This is a genomic window from Sphingosinicella terrae (genome assembly GCF_003347635.1).
In the GTDB taxonomy this organism is placed as follows: domain Bacteria; phylum Pseudomonadota; class Alphaproteobacteria; order Sphingomonadales; family Sphingomonadaceae; genus Allosphingosinicella; species Allosphingosinicella terrae.
In genome coordinates this window covers 177,592-196,755 of sequence record NZ_QDFY01000005.1, presented here as the reverse complement: position 1 = coordinate 196,755, position 19,164 = coordinate 177,592, and the positions used below count along the sequence as shown (strand labels likewise).

Genomic DNA, 19,164 nt, shown 5'->3' with positions numbered 1-19,164 from the left:
CATGACAGGGGCAATGCCAGGTGAAATAAGGGGAAATATGGGGGAGAGGGTGAATATCGTGGTGGTCGGCGGGGGAACCGCCGGCTGGATGACGGCGGCGGCCCTGGTCAAGCTGCTGCCGCGGCGCTGCTCCGTCCATCTCGTCGAATCGGAGGCGATCGGCATCGTCGGAGTCGGCGAGGCGACCCTCCCGCACATCCGCTCCTTCAACGAGCGGCTCGGCATCGCCGAGGCGGAGTTCATGTCGTGGACGCGCGCCACCTTCAAGCTCGGCATCGAGTTCCAGGGCTGGGGCGCCGAAGGCGAGAGCTACATCCATCCGTTCGGCACGTTCGGCTACGGCGCCGGCGAGATCGACTTCCACCAATATTGGCTGAGGCTGCGCCAGGCCGGCGTGGCGGTGCCCGACCTCGAGCAATTCTCGATGGGCGCGACGATCGCGCGGATGAACCGCTTCCAGCTCCCGGCGAGCGATCCCTCCTCGCTGTCCTCGACCTACGGCTACGCCTATCAGTTCGACGCGACCCTGTTCGCGCCCTATTTGCGCGCGATCGCCGAACGGCTCGGCGCCCGCCGCACCGAAGGCCGGGTGGTCGCCGTCAACCGCAACGCCGTCAGCGGCGACATCGAATCGCTGACGATGGAATCGGGCGAGACCATCGCCGGCGATCTGTTCGTCGACTGCTCCGGCTTCATCTCCCTGCTCATCGGCAAGGCGTTCGGCGAGCCCTTCCAGGACTGGTCGCACTGGCTGCCGAACGACCGCGCGATCGCCATGCCCTGCCGGACCGAGACCGCTTTGTCGCCTTATACCGGCGTCATCGCCATGCCGGCGGGATGGCGCTGGCGGATCCCGCTCCAGCACCGCACCGGCAACGGCTATGTCTATTCGAGCCAATATATCGGCGACGACGAGGCGCGCGAGGCGCTGGTCGCGTCGGTCGAGGGCGAGCCGATCGCCGAGCCCCGGATCCTGCGCTTCCGCGCCGGCCGGCGGGAACGCAGCTGGGTTCGCAATTGCGTTGCCGTCGGCCTCGCCAGCGGCTTCCTCGAGCCGCTGGAATCGACCAGCATCTACCTGATCCAGCAGGCGATCACCTATCTGGTCGAGCTCTTCCCCGAGCGCGAGATCGTGTCGTCGGACCGGGACGAATTCAACCGCCTGATCGACATGGAATATGACCGGATCCGCGACTTCCTGATCCTCCATTATCACGCGACCCGGCGAAGCGGCACGCCGTTCTGGGACTATGTCCGGACCATGCCGATCCCGGACTCGCTCGCCGAGAAGATGGAGCTGTTCCGGCGCCGCGGCCGCGTGGTGAAGTATCGCGAAGGGGTGTTCCTCGATGCCAGCTGGGTCGCGGTCTATCTCGGCCAGGGCGTCATTCCGGAGGGCCACGATCTGCGCGCCGATGCGCCGCCGATCGACTCGCTCGCCCGCGGCATGGAGAAGCTGCACGCCGACATCCGCCAGGCGGCCGCGCGCATGCCCAGCCACCGCGAGCATCTCGACGCTTATTGTCCGATGGCCAAAGTCGCATGACGTCGCGCGGCGAACCGATGCGGAGCGTCGTCGTCGCCGGAGGCGGGATCGTCGGCTGGTCCGCCGCGGCGGCGCTGCGGCGCCGCATCCCCGCGCTGCAGGTCACCGTCCTGCCGATCCCGACGGGCGCCGACGCCCTCGCCGACCGAATCGGCGTCACCCTGCCCTCCGTCCTCGAATTTCACGACGATATCGGGATCAGCGAAGGCGACGTGCTCGGCCGGATCGGCTGCACCTACCGGCTCGGCACGTCGTTCGAGGGCTGGAGCGACGACCTTCCCGATTACGTCCATGCCTATGGCGATTATGGCCGCGCGCTCGGCACCACCTCCTTCCACCTGCACTGGATCCGCGCCGCCCATGCCGGGCGGGTGCCGCCGTTCGATTCCTATTCCGCGACGGCGGCGATGGGCCGCGCCGCGCGCTTCGTTCATCCGCGCGGCGAGCCCGATTCGCCGCTCGCCGCCTTCGGCTACGGGCTTCGCGTCGACCCCGATCGATACCGCCAGATGCTGCGCGCCTACGCGCTTCACCTCGGCGTCGCCGAGCAAGCGGGGACGATCGCCGGCATCGAGCTTCGCGGGGAGGACGGCTTCCTCGCCGCGCTCCGGCTCGACGACGGCACCGCTTTGGCCGCCGACCTGTTCGTCGACTGCACAGGGCCGGCCGCGCGGCTGCGAAGCGCGATCGACGCGCGATTCGATTCGTGGAGCGACTGGCTGCCCTGCGACCGGCTGCTGTTCGCCGAGGCGGCGGCAGCGGCGGAGCCGCCGTCGCTCGACCGCGCCGTCGCCTTGCCTTCCGGCTGGCGCTGGGAATCGGCCTTGCCCTCGGCCGCTGCGCACGGCCTTGCCTACGTCTCCGCCCTGCTCGGCGATTCGAAGGCAGCGCGGGTGCTGCAGACGTCCGCCGCCGTGGAACCGGCTGAGGCGCCGGTGACGATCCGGCAGGGGCGCCGGCCGGAGCCCTGGCTGCGCAACTGCGTCGTCATCGGCGACGCCGCGGTCGCGGTCGAGCCGCTCGAATGGACCAACCTCCATCTCGCCCACAGCATGATCGACCGAATGGTCGCCAAGATGCCGGACCGGGACGGCTCGGCGGTGGAGCTCTGGGACTATAATCGGGAGAGCGAGGCGGAGGCGCTGCGCGTCCGCGACTTCCTCCAGCTCCATTATGCCACGGCGGCGCGGCCGAAGAACGACTTCTGGCGGGCCGCGGCGGCCGCCCCGCTGCCGGATTCGCTCGCCCACAGCTTGCGCCTGTTCCGCGAGCGCGGCCGCTTGCCCTATTACGAGGAAGAGACTTTCACCCGCGGCAGCTGGGCGGCGGTGCTGCTCGGCCAGGGCGTGATGCCGCGCCGGACCGATCCGATCATCGACATCATTCCGGCCGAGCAGGCCGACCGCGCGATGCGCGACCTCAGGGAAAGGATCTCACAGACCGTGCCGACATTGCCGAGCCAGGCCGCCTATCTGCGCCACATCGTCGCGAGCGCGCGGCGATGACCGATCATCGCATCCGCGAGGTCGTCATCGTCGGCGGCGGCACCGCCGGCTGGATGGCGGCCGCCGCATTCGCCCGCTTCCTCAACAACGGCTACACGCGCACGACCCTGATCGAATCGGAGGAGATCGGCACCGTCGGCGTCGGCGAGGCGACGATCCCGCCGCTCATCACCTTCAACCGCATGCTCGGCATCAACGAGAACGACTTCGTCGCGGCGACGCAGGGCACGTTCAAGCTCGGCATCGAATTCGTCGGCTGGGGCGGCGAAGGCGAACGCTATTTCCACCCGTTCGGCTTCCACGGCCACGACCTCGAAGGCGTCCACTTCCACCAGCTCTATCTGCGCGAGCGCAAGCGCCGGGTGATGCAGGACATCTCCGCCTGGTCGATGAGCGGCGTCGCCGCGCAGCACGGCAGGTTCGCCCGCCCCGGCGCCGAGGCACGGGCACCGCTGTCGCAATTGCTCTATGCCTTCCATTTCGATGCCGGCCTCTACGCCCGCTACCTGCGCGGCTATGCCGAGGCGCGCGGCGTCAATCGGGTCGAGGGCAAGATCGTCGACGTCGCCCAGGATCCCGAGAGCGGCTTCGTCCGGTCGGTCACCCTCGCCGACGGCCGCACCGTCGAGGGCGAGCTGTTCATCGACTGCTCGGGCTTTCGCGGACTGCTCATCGAGCAGGCGCTCGAGACCGGCTACGAGGACTGGACGCACTGGCTCCCGTGCGACCGGGCGATCGCGGTACCGAGCACCTATCCCGGCGAGCCCGATCCCTTCACCCGCGCCACCGCGCGAAACGCCGGCTGGCAATGGCGGATCCCGCTCCAGCATCGGATGGGCAACGGCCATGTCTATTCGAGCGCGCATATCTCCGACGACGAGGCGGAGCGCGTGCTGCTCGCCAATCTCGAGGGCGAGCCGCTCGCCGATCCACGCCGGCTGTCCTTCACGACCGGCCGGCGCAAGCTGGCGTGGAACGCCAACGTCGTCTCGATGGGGCTGTCGAGCGGCTTCGTCGAGCCGCTCGAATCGACCAGCATCCACATTGTCCAGTCCGGCATCGCCAAGCTCATCGCCTTGTTCCCGGACAAAAAGTTCAATCCGATCGAGCGCGACGAATATAACCGGCAGATGCAGGACCTGTTCGAGGACGTTCGCGACTTCATCGTGCTCCATTATCATGCGACGCGGCGGGACGATTCCGACTTCTGGCGCCGCTGCCGGACGATGAGCATCCCCGACAAGCTCGCCAACAAGATCGAGCTGTTCCGGGCCAAGGGACGACTGTTCCGGGAGGGCTTCGAGCTGTTCGCGACGACGAGCTGGGTCGCGGTGTTCCTGGGCCAGCACATCGTCCCCGAAGACTATGAGCCGGCGGTCGACGCGCTCGACGAGGACCGGGTCGCGCAGGCGCTCGAGCAGATGCGGCAGGCCTATCTCGATACCGCGCAGCGGCTGCCGAGCCACGGCGAGTTCATCGCCAACACCTGCTCCGCCTCCGGGCCGGCGCCGTTCAACTTCGCCACCGGGACCTTCGCATGAGGGACGACGCGATCCGCAGGCTGGTGATCGTCGGCGGCGGCACCGCGGGCTGGATGGCGGCCGCCGGCATCTCGCGCGTGCTCGGCGAGCTGCGCGACCTCAGGATCGAGCTGATCGAATCGGACGAGATCGGCACCGTCGGGGTCGGCGAGGCGACCATCCCGCAGATCAACCTGTTCAACAACCTGCTCGGCCTCGACGAGCACGATTTCGTCCGCTTCACCCATGCCACCTACAAGCTGGGCATCGAGTTTCGCGACTGGGTGCGGCCGGGCCACCGCTACATCCACCCGTTCGGCTTCTACGGCCTCGACATGAAGGGTATCGAATTCCACCACCACTGGCTGAAGGGCAAGGCGCTGGCGGATCCTGCGCCGCTCGACGCCTATTCGCTCGGCGTGGTCGCCGCGCTCAACGGCCGCTTCGATCACCCCCGTCCCGATCAGCCGAACTCGCCGCTGTCGAAGATCGCCTACGCTTTCCAGTTCGACGCCAGCCTCTATGCCCGTTACCTGCGCCGCCTCGCCGAGGCGCAGGGCGTGGTCCGCACCGAGGGGCGCATCGTCGACGTCGTCCAGGATGGCGAGAGCGGCTTCATCGAGGCGGTCGTGCTGCAGAGCGGCGCCCGCGTCGAAGGCGACCTGTTCATCGACTGCTCGGGCTTCCGGGGGCTGCTCATCGAGCAGACGCTCGAGGCCGGCTTCGAGGACTGGTCGGCCTGGCTGCCCTGCGACCGTGCCCTTGCCGTCCCCTGCGAGAGCGGCGGCGACAGCAACCCTCTGACTCGGTCGACCGCTCGCAGCGCCGGCTGGCAATGGCGGATCCCGCTCCAGCACCGGATCGGCAACGGCTACGTCTATTCGAGCGCGCATATTTCCGACGACGAGGCCGCGGCCACCCTGCTTGCGAATCTCGACGGGGCGCCGCTCGCCGATCCGCGGCCGCTTCGTTTCAAGGCGGGGCACCGCAGGAAGCCCTGGGTGAAGAACGTCGTCGCGCTGGGCCTCGCCGGCGGGTTCCTGGAGCCGCTCGAATCGACCAGCATCCACCTCGTCCAGTCGGGCATCGCGCGGCTGATGAGCCTGTTCCCGACGCGCCGATTCGACGCGGCCGAGATCGACCGATTCAACCAGCAGACGATCCAGGAATATGTCGACATCCGCGACTTCCTGGTGCTGCACTACAAGGCGACCGAGCGCGACGATTCGCCCTTCTGGGACTATTGCCGGACGCTCGAACCGCCCGAGTGCCTCGCCTACAAGCTCGCCATGTTCCGCCGCAACGGACGCATCTTCCGCGAACATAACGAGCTGTTCACCGAGACGAGCTGGCTGTCCGTGATGATCGGCCAGGGCATCGAGCCGGAAGGCTATCATCCGGCCGCCGACCTGCTGGCGGACGATGAGACACTGAACCGGCTCGCGCATATCCGGCAGGTGATCGCGCAGACGGCGCAGGCGATGCCGACCCAGCAGGCATTCTTTCGGCAGCATGGCAGCGCCAGCGATGTCCAGCTGAAGCGCGCGTCGTGACCGGCGCATCGCCGATGCGGCCAGTCGCCGAATATGAGGCCGTCGACCGTCGGCGCTTCGTCGAGGAGATCAGGCCCCTCGGGCAGCCGGCGGTGCTGCGCGGGCTCGCCGATCAATGGCCTTCAGTGCAGGCGTCCCGGCTTTCGGCCGAGGAGCTCGCGAATTACCTGATGCGGATGGCGGCGCCGAAGCCGCTGGCCGTGCTCGTCGGCGCGCCGGAAATCGAAGGCCGCTTCTTCTATCGCGAAGACCTGCGCAGCCTCAACTTCGCGCGGCTGACGACCCGGCTCGACGCCTTTCTCGAGCGCCTGCTCGCCGAGCGCAGCGAGCCCAGGCCGCATGCTATCGCGGTCCAGTCCGAGCCCATCCCCGAATTGCTGCCGGGCTTTCGCGAGCAGAACGACACGCCGCTCGTCGATCCCGGCGTGGTGCCGCGCGCCTGGATCGGCAACCGGCTGCGGGTCGCGCCGCATTACGACCTCATGGAGAATATCGGCGTGGTCGTCGCCGGGCGGCGGCGATTCACCCTGTTCCCGCCCGAGCAGGTCGCCAATCTCTATCCCGGCCCGCTCGAGCTGACGCCGGCCGGAACGCCGGTCAGCATGGTAGACCTCGCCGACCCCGACTTCGATCTCTATCCGCGCTTCGCCGACGCGCTCGCCGTGGCGCAGGACACCGAACTGGAGCCCGGGGACGCCATCTACGTGCCCTTCCACTGGTGGCACGCGGTCGACTCGCTCGAGCCGGTCAACCTGTTCGTCAATTACTGGTGGAACCCGGCGCCGCGCGGCCTCGGCAATCCCTATGACGCCTTGATGCACGGCTTCTACGCGTTCAAGCACCTGCCGCCCGACCAGCGCGCGGTGTGGCGGACGATGTTCGACCATTATGTGTTCGAGGCGAATGGCGATCCCGCCGCGCACCTGCCGGACCCGGCCAAGGGGGTGCTCGGCCCGTCGAGTCCGCAGCTGATCGAGCGGATGCGGGCGACGCTCAAGCAGATCTTCTCGAAACTGTAGCGGCGGGGCGCCTGCCCCAGCCATTCTCCCCTCCCTGTCTCCAGGGAGGGGAATGACCTCACCGTACCGTCAGCGTCGCGCTTTCGAGGTCGACCGAGTTCGGCCCGGCCGAGATGGTGAAGGTGCCGGGCTCGACGACACGGCGCATCTCCGAGTTCCACACCGAGAGATCGTCCGGTGTGAGCTCGAATCGGACCGTCTGCCGCTCGCCGGGACGCAAAGCGAGGCGGCGGAAACGGCGCAGCTCCAGCACCGGACGCGTCACCGAGGCGGCATCGTCGCGGATATAGAGCTGGACCACCTCGTCGCCGGCGCGCCGGCCGGTATTGGCGACGTCGACCTCGACGGTGACATTGTCGCTGAGCCCGATCGTCTGCCGCGACAGTCGCGGCGCGGAGATGTCGAAGCTCGTATAGCTGAGCCCGTAACCGAACGGATAGAGCGGCTGGTTGGTGTCGAACAGGTAGCCGCGCAGGGCACTCGGCTTGCGGTTGTAGAACATCGGGATCTGCCCGGCATTGCGCGGGATCGTCACCGGCAGGCGTCCGGCCGGATTGACCCTGCCGAACAGCACGTCGGCGACGCCGTGGCCGGTCTCCTGACCGAGATACCAGCCTTCGATCAGCGCCGGCGCGTTCTCGGCGAGATAGTTGACCGACAGCGGACGGCCGTTGAGCAGGATGACGACGGTCGGCTTGCCGAGCGCCAGGACCGCGCGCGCGAGATCCTCCTGCTGGCCAATCAGGTCCACCGAGGTGCGGTCACCAAGATGGTTGTCCGCCCAGGCCTCGCGGCTAGTCTGCTCGTTGCCGCCGAGCACCATGACGACGACATCGGCCCGGCCCGCCGTCTCGACCGCCTCGGCGATCAGCCGGCGATTGACCTCCTCGGGCACGAGACGGACCTCGTCCTGCGCCCAGATGCGCTCCTCGGTGATACGCACGCCTTCGGCATAATCGACCTCGAACCGGCCGCGCGCCTCGTTCTGCAGGCCCTCGAGCACGCTGACGACGTGACGCGGCTGATCGCTATAGCCGCCGATCGGCGTATCCCGGGCATGGGTGCCGAGAACGGCGACGCGATCGATCCGATCGGCATCCAGCGGCAGCAGGTTGTTCTCGTTCCTGAGCAGGATGATGGCACGGCCGGCCGCCTCGCGTGCCAGGGCGACCGCGTCGGGGGTTGCGGTCAGCCGGTCGGCACGGGCCGCGTCCACATAGGGATTCTCGAACAAGCCCGCCTGGAACTTCATCCACAGGATCCGGCGCACGGCATTGTCGATCTGGTCCTCGGACACGCGGCCCTGCCGGACCAGCTCCGGCAGATGCAGATAGGCTTCGCCGTCGGGCGTCTCGACGTCGACGCCGGCATTCATCGCCGCCACCGCCGCATCCTCGAGATTGGCGAACATGCGATGGCGGGTCACCATCTCGCGGATCGCGAAATAGTCGCTGACGATGGCGCCGCGGAAACCCCACTCGCCGCGCAGAACGTCGCCCAGCATCCAGCGATTGGCGTGGCTGGGGACGCCGTCCAGCTCGTTATAGGAAGGCATCACCGCGGCGGCATCGAGCTCGCGCACCGCGCGCTCGAAGGGCGGGAAGAAGACCTCGCGGAGCACGCGCTCGCCGAACGGCGCCGGGCCGATATTGGTGCCGCTTTCGGGCTGGCCGTGGCCGGTCATGTGCTTCAATGTCACGAAGACCCGCTCGCGGCCGAGCGGCATCGACGTGCCCTGGAAGCCGCGAATGGCGCCGAGCGACATCTCGCTGACGAGATAGGGGTCCTCGCCGTACGTTTCCTCGATCCGACCCCAGCGCGGATCGCGGGCGACGTCCACCACCGGCGCCAGCGCCAGCTGGGCGCCACGCGCGCGCATCTCGCGCGAAGCAACGTTGAAGATCCGCTCGACGAGCGCCGGATCGAAGGTGCTGGCGAGCGCGATCGACTGCGGGAAGCTGGTGGCGTCCGGCGCGACATAGCCGTGAAGCCCCTCCTCGTGGAACAGCAGCGGAATGCCGAGGCGCGTGCGCTCGACCGCCCAGCGTTGGGCCGCATTGATATATTCCGCGGTCTCGCGCGCATTGCGATTGCGCTGGTTGGCGGCGGCGCCCGCCGCCCCGGTCGACTGGGCGACGCCGCGGCGATCATAGGGCCGCGCGATCTGTCCCAGGCCGTTGGGGAAGGCCTGCGCCGCGCGCTCGGCGGAAAAATCGCCCTCGGGGGTCTGGATGCGGTCCTTATGCTCCCAGACCGAGAGCATCTGCGCGACCTTCTCCTCGAGCGTCATCCGCGACAGCAGATCCTCGATACGGCGTTCCACCGGCTGCGAGGAATCCTTGTAGATCGCGCGGGACGCCTTTTGCGACGCGGCCTGGCTGCCGAAGCCGATGACGGAGCCGGCGACGGCCGCGGCGATCACGCCGATGCGGGCGAGGGCGCCGGGACGAACCAGGCGACGTAGGTTGGAGCCCATCTTCATCTCCCCTGCTCCCGGCTTGGGCTGACGCCCCGCCGGATTTATGGTAGCGCTCACATTCATACGTGTGCGGGCGGCGACGTCAACCGGGCGAGGAAATTGCAACTCTCACGACGCTGCCCTATCAGCCGCCTAGGAGCGTGACCTTATGAGCAGGCCGAGCCGCCGCAGCCGCGGCAGCGTCACCATCGAAGATGTTGCCCGCCAAGCCGGCGTCTCGGCAATGACCGTGTCGCGGGTGATCAACGGCGAGAAGAACGTCCGCGATTCGACCCGCGCCGCCGTCCAGGACGCGATCAACAGGCTCAATTATTCGCCGAATACCGCCGCGCGCAACCTCGCCGCCGGCCAGGCCACCCATATCGGCTTGCTCTACGCCAATCCGAGCGCCGCCTATCTCAGCCAGTTCCTGGTCGGCGCGCTCGAAGGCGCGCGGCGAGCGGGCTGCCACCTCGTCATCGAGGCGTGCGAATCGGAAGGCGCGGACGAGCAGGCGGAGGCGACCCGGCGCTTCCTCACCACCAACGTCGAAGGCGTCATCCTGCCGCCGCCGCTGTCGGAATCCCAGCCGATCCTCGCCGAGCTGGCCGCCGCGCAGATCCCGGTGGTGACGGTTGCGATGGGGCGGCCGCGCTCCGACGCGCTCAACGTGCGCATCGACGACTTCGCCGCCGCCAAGGAGATGACGGATCACCTGCTCGCGCTCGGCCACCAGCGCATCGGGTTGATCAAGGGACACCCGACCCATATCGCCACGATCGAGCGCGCCCGGGGCTTCCGCGCCGCGCTCGAGGAGCACGGCATCGATCCGGAGGCCGCGCCGATCGAGCAGGGCTACTTCACCTTCCGCTCCGGCCTCGTCGCCACCGAGCGGCTGCTCGCACGACCCGAGCCGCCGACCGCGATCTTCGCCTGCAACGACGACATGGCCGCGGCCGCGGTCAGCGTCGCCCACCGCAAGGGTCTCGCCGTTCCGGAGGATATCAGCATCGTCGGTTTCGACGATACCGCCCCGGCGACCACGGTCTGGCCCGAGCTCACCACGGTGCGACAGCCGATCTCGGCCATGGCCGAGGCGGCGCTCGAGCTCCTCCTCGAGGACGTGCGCGAGCGCCGGTCGGGCTCGCCGACCGGGGCCGTCGAGCGCGTGCTCGAGCACCAGCTGATCGTCAGGGAATCCTCTGGAGCACCTGCGTCGAGCCGTCCTCGAGTCGTACGGGCGGGGCGCTAGCTCCGGCGCGGAGCCAAGATACTCGCCGTTTGAAATGTGGGATGGACGTTTCGTCTGTTACCGCTAACAATGCTCGCGTCACAAACGCCCGGCAAACGGGGGGACAAGAGGGAGGATCGGCATGACGGAAGCAAGTCCGCAGCGCGCGAATATGGGCTATATCGCCGCCATCGTGGCCGTGGCGACGATCGGCGGTTTCCTGTTCGGCTATGACAGCGGGGCGGTCAACGGAACCCAAGGCGGGCTCACCGAAGCCTTCTCGCTCAGCGACAGCGGCCTTGGGTTCACCGTCGGCTCCCTGCTGATCGGCTGCTTCATCGGCGCCTTCCTGGCCGGACGGCTGGCCGACCTAATGGGGCGGCGCAACGTGATGATGCTCGCGGCTCTCCTGTTCCTCATCGGCGCCCTGGTCCAGGGCTTCGCCAGCAGCCAGATCGTGTTCGTCATCGCCCGCATCCTCGGCGGCATGGCCGTCGGCGCGGCAAGCGTGCTCTCCCCCGCCTATATCTCCGAAGTCGCGCCAGCCAGCATTCGCGGACGCATGACCACGGTCCAGCAGATCATGATCATCACCGGCCTCACCGCCGCGTTCGTGGTCAACTATTTCCTCGCTGCGGCGGCAGGAGAATCGACCGCGACGCATTGGGCCGGCCTCGAAGCGTGGCGCTGGATGTACCTGATGCAGGCGCTCCCCGCGGCGGTGTTCCTTGTCGCCCTGCTCTTCATCCCGGAAAGCCCGCGCTACCTCGTGTCCAAGGGCCGCGATGCCCAAGCCAGCAAAGTGCTGACATCGCTCTTCGGACAGCAGGTCGCGGGCGCCAAGCTCGAGGAGATCCGCGCAAGCTTCGCCGAAGATCACCGGCCCCGGTTGAGCGATCTTCTCCGGCCCGGCGGCGGCATCCGGCCGATCGTCTGGGCGGGACTGCTGCTCGCCGTGTTCCAGCAGCTCGTCGGCATCAACGTCATCTTCTACTACGGCGCGACCCTGTGGCAGCTTTCCGGCTTCACCGAGGATCAGTCGCTCCAGATCAACATCGTCTCGGGTCTGGTCTCGATCGCCGCCTGCTTCGTCACCATCTATTACGTCGATCGCATCGGCCGCAAACCTCTACTGCTCATCGGATCGGCAGGCATGGCGGCCACCTTGTTCGCGCTGGTCTATTCGTTCGCCAACGGCACGCTCGACGCTGCGGGCAATCTCCAGCTTTCGGCCGAGCTGGGCACGCTCGCACTGGTGGCAGCCAATCTCTACGTGATCTTCTTCAACGTCAGCTGGGGGCCGATCATGTGGGTCATGCTAGGCGAAATGTTCCCGAACCAGATCCGCGGGTCGGCCCTCGCCGTCTGCGGGTTCGCGCAGTGGTTCGCCAATTACCTGATCGCGCAGACCTTCCCGATGATGGCGAGCTGGAGCTTGGCCGGAGCCTACACCTTCTACGCCGTTTCGGCCGTGATCAGCTTCTTCCTCGTCAAGAAGTTCATCCACGAGACGAAGGGCAAGGAGCTGGAGCAGATGGAAGGCTGATCAGAGCATCGGCCAAAATGGACGGGGGCGCGGCCGAACGCTCGGCCGCGCTCCTGTGAATGGAGACCAGAATGAGCCGCACGCCCGTCCGTCCCTTTCGCTCGCGCCATTGGTTCGCGGCCCCGGGACGGCCCGACATGACCGCCCTCTATCTCGAGCGGTTCATGAATTACGGGATCACGCCGGATGAGCTGCGCTGCGGCAAGCCGATCATCGGCATCGCCCAGAGCGGATCAGACCTCGCGCCGTGCAACCGCATCCATCTCGAGCTGGCCGAACGGGTCAAAGCGGGCATTCGCGACGCCGGCGGGATCCCGATGGAGTTTCCGGTCCATCCGATCTTCGAGAATTGCCGGCGGCCGACGGCGGCGCTCGACCGCAATCTCTCCTATCTCGGCCTCGTCGAGATACTGAATGGCTATCCGATCGACGCGGTCGTCCTGACCACGGGCTGCGACAAGACGACTCCGGCCGGCATCATGGCCGCCTCGACCGTCGACATCCCGGCCATCACACTCTCCGGCGGGCCAATGCTCGACGGCTGGCACGAGGACGAGCTCGTCGGATCGGGCACAATCATCTGGCGCAGCCGCCGCCTTCTCGGCGCCGGCGAGATCGACGAAGAGGAATTCCTCCGCCGGGCGACCAGCTCGGCGCCCTCGCCTGGCCATTGCAACACGATGGGCACCGCCTCGACCATGAACGCGGTGACCGAGGCGCTCGGCCTATCGCTCCCCGGCAACGCCGCCATCCCGGCGCCTTATCGCGAACGCGGCCAGATGGCCTACGAGACCGGCCGGCGCGCCGTCGAGATCGCCTACGAGGATCTGCGGCCGTCGCGCATCCTGACGCGTACCGCCTTCCTCAACGCAATCCGCCTCGTCACCGCGATCGGCGGATCGAGCAACGCCCAGCCGCACATCGTCGCGATGGCGCGCCATGCCGGGGTCGAGATCACTCCGGAAGACTGGATGACCCATGGCTACGACCTGCCCCTGCTGGTCAACATGCAGCCCGCCGGCAAGTATCTTAGCGAACGGTTCCACCGTGCCGGCGGCGTTCCGGCGGTGATCCACGAACTGCTCGCCGCCGGCCAGTTCGACGGCGACGCGCTCACCGTCACCGGCCGCAGCCAGAAGGAGAATGTCGCCGGGCGGGCCCCGACCGACCGCGACGTCATCCTGCCCTATGACGCACCGCTCAGGACCAAGGCGGGTTTCCTGGTGCTGCGCGGCAACCTGTTCGACTTCGCGATCATGAAGACGAGCGTCATTTCCGAAGGCTTTCGCGAGCGCTATCTGTGCGTGCCCGGCCGCGAGGGCGTGTTCGAAGGCCGCGCGATCGTCTTCGACGGATCGGACGATTATCACCATCGGATCAACGATCCGGCGCTGGCCATCGACGAGGATTGCATCCTCGTCATCCGCGGCGCCGGCCCGCTCGGCTGGCCAGGCTCGGCCGAAGTGGTCAACATGCAGCCGCCCGACCACCTGCTGCGCAAGGGCATCCAGAACCTGCCGACGATCGGCGACGGCCGTCAGTCGGGCACGTCGGACAGCCCCTCCATCCTCAACGCCTCGCCCGAAAGCGCCGCAGGCGGCGGCCTTGGCTGGCTGAGAACCGGCGACACCATCCGCATCGACCTCAACCAGGGACGCTGCGACGCGCTCGTCGAGCCTGTTGAGATCGAGCGCCGTCGCCGCGACGAGCCGCCGCCACCTTGCCCGTCGAGCAAGACGCCCTGGGAGGAGATCTATCGGGAGAAGACCGGCCAGCTCGCCGAGGGCGGCGTGCTGGAGATGGCGCTCAAATATCGCGGAACGTCGGCCGAACTGCCGCGGCATAACCATTGAGATGCGACAGCTTCTCGGCCTGCTGATCCTGCTCCTCGGCCTTTCGGCCGCGCAGGCGCAGGACGTGGATCCGAACCGGATGCCGCCCCATCTCGACCCGGCCCGGACGGCCAACGGCCTCGCGCCGACGCCGCCCATGGGCTGGAACAGCTGGAACCGGTTCGGCTGCGACATCGACGAGACGATCGTCCGCCGCACAGCCGACGCGCTGGTCGAGAGCGGCATGCGCGATGCCGGCTACATCCACGTCATCGTCGACGATTGCTGGCAGGGGCCGCGGCTGGCCGACGGCAGCATCACCGCCGACCCGCAGCGATTCCCTTCGGGAATGCGTGCGCTCGCCGACCATATCCATGCGCGCGGGCTGAGATTCGGTCTCTATTCCGACGCCGGCCGGCTGACCTGCGGCGGCCGCCCCGGCAGCCAGGGGCACGAATATCAAGATGCCCGCACCTATGCCGCCTGGGGAGTCGACTATCTGAAATATGACTGGTGCCACACCGGCACCCGGAATGCCGAGGAGGCCTATGCGCTGATGGCGGACGCCTTGCGCGCGACGGGCCGCGACATCATCCTGTCCATCTGCGAATGGGGCAACAACCAGCCTTGGCTGTGGGCGCAGAAGATCGGCAATCTCTGGCGGACGACCGGCGACATCTTCGATGCCTGGGAAGGAGTCGATCGCCACCGGATCGGCGTGATGAACATCGTCGATCGCAACGAGCCGCTCTGGCCCTATGCCGGCCCCGGGCATTGGAACGATCCCGACATGCTCGAGGTCGGCAATGGCGGGATGACCAACGACGAATATCGTGCCCATTTCGGCCTTTGGGCGATGATGGCGGCGCCGCTGATCGCCGGGAACGACATCTCCGCCATGGACGACGACACGAGCGCCATCCTGCTCAACCGGGAGGTGATCGCCGTCGACCAGGACCCGCTCGGCGTCCAGGGCCGGCGCGTCTGGCGCGACGGCGGCCGCGAGCTGTGGGTGAAGCCCCTCGCCGGCGGAGCCCGCGCCTTGCTGCTGCTGAACCGGGGCGAGGCGCCGGCGCGGATCGCGGCGACCTGGGAGCAGCTCGGCTATCCGGCCCATCTGCGCGGCCGCATCAGGGACTTGTGGGCACATCGCGACCTGCCGCCCGCCTCGGGGCGCTTCGAAGCGGAGGTGGCGCCGCACGCGGCCGTGATGGTGACGGTGCGCCCGTGATCCAGGGCCGGCGCGTCCGCTATTCGACCGTCACCTCGAACGGGCCCACCGGCACCTCGTCCTCGTCGTAGAGGTTGGTGACCGGGGCTTCGCCCCAGGCGTAGCGAACCCGCGTGACGGGGTAGCCATCATCGGCGAGACGCACGGTGGCACCGGATGCCGTCGCTTCGGCGTAGCGGCAGCTCTCCTGGCTGTCGCCGCACAGTTCGAAAGCGAGCGCCCGGGTGCCGCTCCAGGTCTGCAGGCTGCCGACCGCGCCGGCGAAGTCGAGGACGATGCCGTCGCCGGCGCGGCGGGCGCGAACGATCTCGGGACCGGCGGCGCGGTCGGCCCCGTAAGCGAGATGCCGGGCGGCGCGGGCGAGGCGCCGGCCGAGCTCGGACTTGTTGGCCGGGTGGATGTCGTCGCGTTCGCCGAGGTCCATTGCGACCACGAGACCGGCGCGCGGGTCGCGCACGGCGGCGAGGCGCTGCTGCTCCCGAAGCGCCGCCCAGCCGCTCGCGGCGGGCGCGGTGGCGGGTTCGCCATAATTGGCGAGGCTGACGATCAGGAAGGGCAAGTCGTCGCGCCCGAACTGGCGGCGCCAGCCGGCCATCATCGCGGCGAGGCGGTCGGCATAGGATCCGGGCCGCTCGACATCGGCCTCGCCCTGGTACCAGGCGATTCCAGCGAGGCCGTAATCGCGCAGCGGGGCGATCATGCCGTTATAGATGGCGGTGAGTCCCATCGGCGCGCTCCAGGGGGCCGAGGGCGGCGTCTCCGGCGTCGGCGTCACCACCGAATATTCCCAGCCGTCTCCGAGCGGCTTCACGCTGCCGTCGGCCAGAGTCAGCCGGATACGCTCGGCTGGACCGGCCATGCCGCCGCCCCCCCAGGAGTCGAGGACATTGACGAGGATCTCGTTCTCGCCCGACCGGAGCTGCCCCGGCGCGACGGCATAATCGCGTCGCGTCTCCCAGCTGTAGGTGCCGCCGACCGGGACGCCGTTGACGAACGTTTCGTCATGTTCGTCGATCACGCCCAGCGAGAGCGTGGCACCGGACGTCGCCTCGGCCGCGGACAATGTGAAGCGCTTTCGCATCCACATCATGCCGTCGAACTCGGCGAAGCGCGGATCGCCCCATTCCTCCCAGATCCGGAGCTGCGGCACCGGGCTCCAGCCGAGCCGGTCGCTGGCATTCCAGGGCTCCCCGCCTGCAGGATCGCCGCTGACCCGCCGCCACCAGGCCGACCATTGCTCGCCGAACGCGCGGTTCGCGGTGGCGGGATCGCGGCGGAACAGCTCGAGCTGCCGATAGTCATCGGGCAGCGTCGCGGCGACTCCCGCATCGTCCATCCACGCCCGGATCGGCGTCCCGCCCCAGCTGGACGCGATGGCGCCGATCGGCACGCGCTCGCTGCGGCGCAAATCCTTGACCATATAATAGCAGGCAGCCGAGAAGCCGCCGACGCTGTCCCGGCCCGCCGCCTGCCAAGCGATCGCCGGGAAGCTCGCCTGCGCCGCATTGCCGGTCAGATGGGGCACGGTGAGCAGACGAAGCTGCCCGTCATTCGCGCTCTGGCTCTCATTGTAGCCGTTGAGCGACTGCGACACCGTCATCTCCATGTTGGATTGGCCCGAGCAGAGCCAGACGTCGCCGATGAGGATGTCGGCGGCCTCGGCGCGGCCCGCCGCCGAGACCGCCGCAAGCCGGTGCGGGCCGCCGGCCATCATCGCCGGCAGCACGGCTCGCCACGCGCCCGCGCCGTCGGCAGTGACGCTCTGCCTCGTCTCGCCCAGCGACACGGTGATGCGCTCGCCGGGATCGGCGGTACCCCATACGGGGATAGGGCGGCCCCGCTGGAGCACCGCATGATCGGAGAAGAGCGGATCGAGCCGCACCTCCGCCAGTGCGGGGCCCGGTATGACGGCGACGAGGAGAGGGATGAAAAGCCTCATCGGAAACATTCCCTCCTGTCTGTCTCGGGCCCGCACGGGAGAAGGAAGGCGACGATCGGAAGTGTCGCCGTTCCTGCCCGGGCGAACTGCGTCACACGAATCCTGCTTCGACGAAGAATTCGCGCGCCATCAAAGCGCGACGGGCGTGACGGGAACACCCTCGACGTCGGCTCGGAAGCTGAACAGATTGCCCGCTTCCGGCTGCCGCTCGAGTTCCGCCGGACTGAGGTGCAGGCGCGCCGTCGTGGCGTAGACGGTCCTGAGGTCGTCGCCGCCGAAAGCGAGCTTGGTGACGTTGGCAACGGGGAAGCGGACCGTCTCGAGCAGCTCGCCGCGAGGCGAATAGCGCCGAGCCTGCCAGCCACCGAACAAGCCGATCCACACGCATCCTTCCGCATCCACGGTGGGACCGTCCGGATGACCTTCGACGGGTAATATGCGAGCGAGCAGCCGCGAGGGGCCGAGCCGCCCGTCCGCCGCGATTTCGCTCGCCTGGATCTCGCCGCCCAGCGTATCGACATGGTAGAGAATGCGTCCGTCGGGCGAGATGGCCGGACCGTTGGTGATGCACACCGGCAGCAGCCCGGCCGCGATCACACGGCCGCGCTCGAAGCGGTGATATCCGCCGGTCATCTGCTTCTCGGCATCGTCCATCGATCCGAACCAGATCCGCCCGTTCGGATCGGTGACCGCGTCGTTCAGACGGTTGCCGGGCAGGTCGGCCTCGACCGCGGCGATCAACGAGAAATCGCCCGTCTGCGGGTCGAAGCGGTGCAGGCCGCCCTGCAGGCCGGCGACCATCGATCCGTCCCCGGCGGGAAGCACCCAGCCCACCTGCGCGGGCGCCTCGAAGCTGCGCAGCGCGCCTTCGGCCGGATCGAAACGATGAACCCGGCGCTGCTTGATATCGACGAACCAGAGAGCCTGGTCGCGGCCGACCCAGACCGGGCCTTCGCCGAGCGTGGCGCCGACGGCGCAGACGCTTTCCGGCTCGCCGGTCACCGCCAGCCCGCGTCCACGAAATATTCGTGGCCGGTGATCAGCCGGGCGTCGTCCGAGGAAAGGAACAGGACCATCGCGGCGACGTCCTCGGGGACCAGGCGGCCCTTGAGGCACTGGGCGTCGACGATCTCTGCCTCGCCTTCGGGCGTGTACCATTTGAGCTGGCGCGGGGTGCGGACATTGCCCGGGACGACGCAGCTCACCCGGATTCCGTCCGGCCCGAGCTCGCGCGCCAGCGCGCGGGTGAGTCCCTCGATCGCCGCCTTCGCCGTCTGGTAGAGCGGCAGGTCGGTGATGCCGAGATGCCAGGAGATCGATCCCAGATTGACGATCACCCCCTCGCCGCGATCGCGCATGGACGGGATGACCGCCTGTGCACAGAAGAACTGATGCCGCAGGTTCACGTTGAAGCGGTCGTCCCAATAGGCTTCGTCGACCTGCTCCAGGCTGTGGCGATCGTCATTGGCCGCGTTGTTGACCAGGATATCGAACGGGCCCCGCCCGTCGAGCTCGCCGGCGATCGCGTCCTTGATCGCCGGCACGTCGGTGAGATCGACGCGAAGGTAGCGTAGCCCATTGTCGCGCGCATTTGACAGGCGCGCGACGAGCGCGTTCGCCTCCTCGTCGCATATGTCGAAGAAGGTCACGTCCGCCCCCTGGCGGACGAAGCCTTCGACGATGCCGGCGCCGATGCCGGATCCTCCGCCCGTCACGAGCACGCGCCTGCCGGACAGGCTTGGATATTGAGCGCGCCGCTCGGGCGGGATGGGATAGTCCACCTG

At 68.2% G+C, this 19,164-nt stretch carries 13 protein-coding genes; 9 read left to right on the top strand and 4 right to left on the bottom strand.

Going from position 1 to position 19,164, the window contains the following annotated elements:
• Positions 1-37: 37 nt before the first annotated feature.
• The 5 genes from DDE10_RS12870 to DDE10_RS12850 are packed head-to-tail and all read left to right on the top strand — an operon-like array spanning position 38 to position 7,143.
• A complete protein-coding gene (locus tag DDE10_RS12870; protein WP_114953179.1) occupies positions 38-1,546 on the top strand; it encodes a tryptophan halogenase family protein in 1,509 nt (502 codons plus the stop codon).
• Positions 1,547-1,563: 17 nt separating this feature from the next.
• Positions 1,564-3,051, top strand: a complete 1,488-nt coding sequence (locus tag DDE10_RS12865) for a tryptophan halogenase family protein (RefSeq protein WP_284734639.1) — start codon at positions 1,564-1,566, stop codon at positions 3,049-3,051.
• Complete coding sequence (locus DDE10_RS12860) at positions 3,048-4,592, top strand: tryptophan halogenase family protein (RefSeq protein ID WP_114953177.1); 1,545 nt, start codon at positions 3,048-3,050, stop codon at positions 4,590-4,592. Before DDE10_RS12865 ends, DDE10_RS12860 begins: the two co-directional genes overlap by 4 nt.
• A complete protein-coding gene (locus DDE10_RS12855; protein ID WP_114953176.1) occupies positions 4,589-6,124 on the top strand; it encodes a tryptophan halogenase family protein in 1,536 nt (511 codons plus the stop codon). The genes DDE10_RS12860 and DDE10_RS12855 overlap by 4 nt, the downstream gene beginning before the upstream one ends.
• Complete coding sequence (locus DDE10_RS12850; protein WP_284734638.1) at positions 6,121-7,143, top strand: cupin-like domain-containing protein; 1,023 nt, start codon at positions 6,121-6,123, stop codon at positions 7,141-7,143. The genes DDE10_RS12855 and DDE10_RS12850 overlap by 4 nt, the downstream gene beginning before the upstream one ends.
• Before the next feature lie 58 nt (positions 7,144-7,201).
• On the opposite strand, the gene DDE10_RS12845 is transcribed toward DDE10_RS12850, so the two are convergent.
• A complete protein-coding gene (locus DDE10_RS12845) occupies positions 7,202-9,619 on the bottom strand; it encodes a glycoside hydrolase family 3 N-terminal domain-containing protein (RefSeq protein WP_432653730.1) in 2,418 nt (805 codons plus the stop codon).
• 151 nt (positions 9,620-9,770) lie between these two features.
• Between DDE10_RS12845 and DDE10_RS12840 the strand changes: the two genes are divergently transcribed.
• From DDE10_RS12840 to DDE10_RS12825, 4 genes are all read left to right on the top strand, one after another.
• Positions 9,771-10,853 (top strand): LacI family DNA-binding transcriptional regulator, encoded by a 1,083-nt coding sequence (locus tag DDE10_RS12840; RefSeq protein WP_114953174.1) that lies wholly within the window; start codon positions 9,771-9,773, stop codon positions 10,851-10,853.
• A gap of 121 nt (positions 10,854-10,974) precedes the next feature.
• A complete protein-coding gene (locus DDE10_RS12835) occupies positions 10,975-12,378 on the top strand; it encodes a sugar porter family MFS transporter (RefSeq protein WP_114953173.1) in 1,404 nt (467 codons plus the stop codon).
• A gap of 71 nt (positions 12,379-12,449) precedes the next feature.
• Positions 12,450-14,231 (top strand): IlvD/Edd family dehydratase, encoded by a 1,782-nt coding sequence (locus DDE10_RS12830; RefSeq protein ID WP_114953172.1) that lies wholly within the window; start codon positions 12,450-12,452, stop codon positions 14,229-14,231.
• A gap of 1 nt (position 14,232) precedes the next feature.
• A complete protein-coding gene (locus DDE10_RS12825) occupies positions 14,233-15,441 on the top strand; it encodes a glycoside hydrolase family 27 protein (protein WP_114953171.1) in 1,209 nt (402 codons plus the stop codon).
• Positions 15,442-15,460: 19 nt separating this feature from the next.
• Here the strand turns inward: DDE10_RS12825 and DDE10_RS12820 are convergent, their stop codons facing one another.
• The 3 genes from DDE10_RS12820 to xylB form a co-directional block, all read right to left on the bottom strand.
• The gene (locus tag DDE10_RS12820) at positions 15,461-17,380 is read right to left on the bottom strand and encodes a sialate O-acetylesterase (RefSeq protein ID WP_284734637.1); all 1,920 of its coding nucleotides are present in this window, start codon (positions 17,378-17,380) and stop codon (positions 15,461-15,463) included.
• A 129-nt stretch (positions 17,381-17,509) separates the two neighbouring features.
• Positions 17,510-18,382, bottom strand: a complete 873-nt coding sequence (locus tag DDE10_RS12815) for an SMP-30/gluconolactonase/LRE family protein (protein ID WP_114953170.1) — start codon at positions 18,380-18,382, stop codon at positions 17,510-17,512.
• Positions 18,379-19,161, bottom strand: coding sequence for a D-xylose 1-dehydrogenase (gene xylB / locus DDE10_RS12810; RefSeq protein ID WP_114953169.1), 783 nt, complete (start codon positions 19,159-19,161; stop codon positions 18,379-18,381). Before xylB ends, DDE10_RS12815 begins: the two co-directional genes overlap by 4 nt.
• Between the last annotated feature and the right edge of the window lie 3 nt (positions 19,162-19,164).

What these genes read in the sequence shown, in the direction of transcription:
- DDE10_RS12870 (WP_114953179.1), top strand. Translation starts at nt 38, where the DNA reads ATGGGGGAGAGGGTGAATATCGTGGTGGTCGGCGGGGGAACCGCCGGC.
- DDE10_RS12865 (WP_284734639.1), top strand. Translation starts at nt 1,564, where the DNA reads ATGCGGAGCGTCGTCGTCGCCGGAGGCGGGATCGTCGGCTGGTCCGCC.
- DDE10_RS12860 (WP_114953177.1), top strand. Translation starts at nt 3,048, where the DNA reads ATGACCGATCATCGCATCCGCGAGGTCGTCATCGTCGGCGGCGGCACC.
- DDE10_RS12855 (WP_114953176.1), top strand. Translation starts at nt 4,589, where the DNA reads ATGAGGGACGACGCGATCCGCAGGCTGGTGATCGTCGGCGGCGGCACC.
- DDE10_RS12845 (WP_432653730.1), bottom strand. Translation starts at nt 9,619, where the DNA reads ATGGGCTCCAACCTACGTCGCCTGGTTCGTCCCGGCGCCCTCGCCCGC.
- DDE10_RS12840 (WP_114953174.1), top strand. Translation starts at nt 9,771, where the DNA reads ATGAGCAGGCCGAGCCGCCGCAGCCGCGGCAGCGTCACCATCGAAGAT.
- DDE10_RS12835 (WP_114953173.1), top strand. Translation starts at nt 10,975, where the DNA reads ATGACGGAAGCAAGTCCGCAGCGCGCGAATATGGGCTATATCGCCGCC.
- DDE10_RS12830 (WP_114953172.1), top strand. Translation starts at nt 12,450, where the DNA reads ATGAGCCGCACGCCCGTCCGTCCCTTTCGCTCGCGCCATTGGTTCGCG.
- DDE10_RS12825 (WP_114953171.1), top strand. Translation starts at nt 14,233, where the DNA reads ATGCGACAGCTTCTCGGCCTGCTGATCCTGCTCCTCGGCCTTTCGGCC.
- DDE10_RS12820 (WP_284734637.1), bottom strand. Translation starts at nt 17,380, where the DNA reads ATGAGGCTTTTCATCCCTCTCCTCGTCGCCGTCATACCGGGCCCCGCA.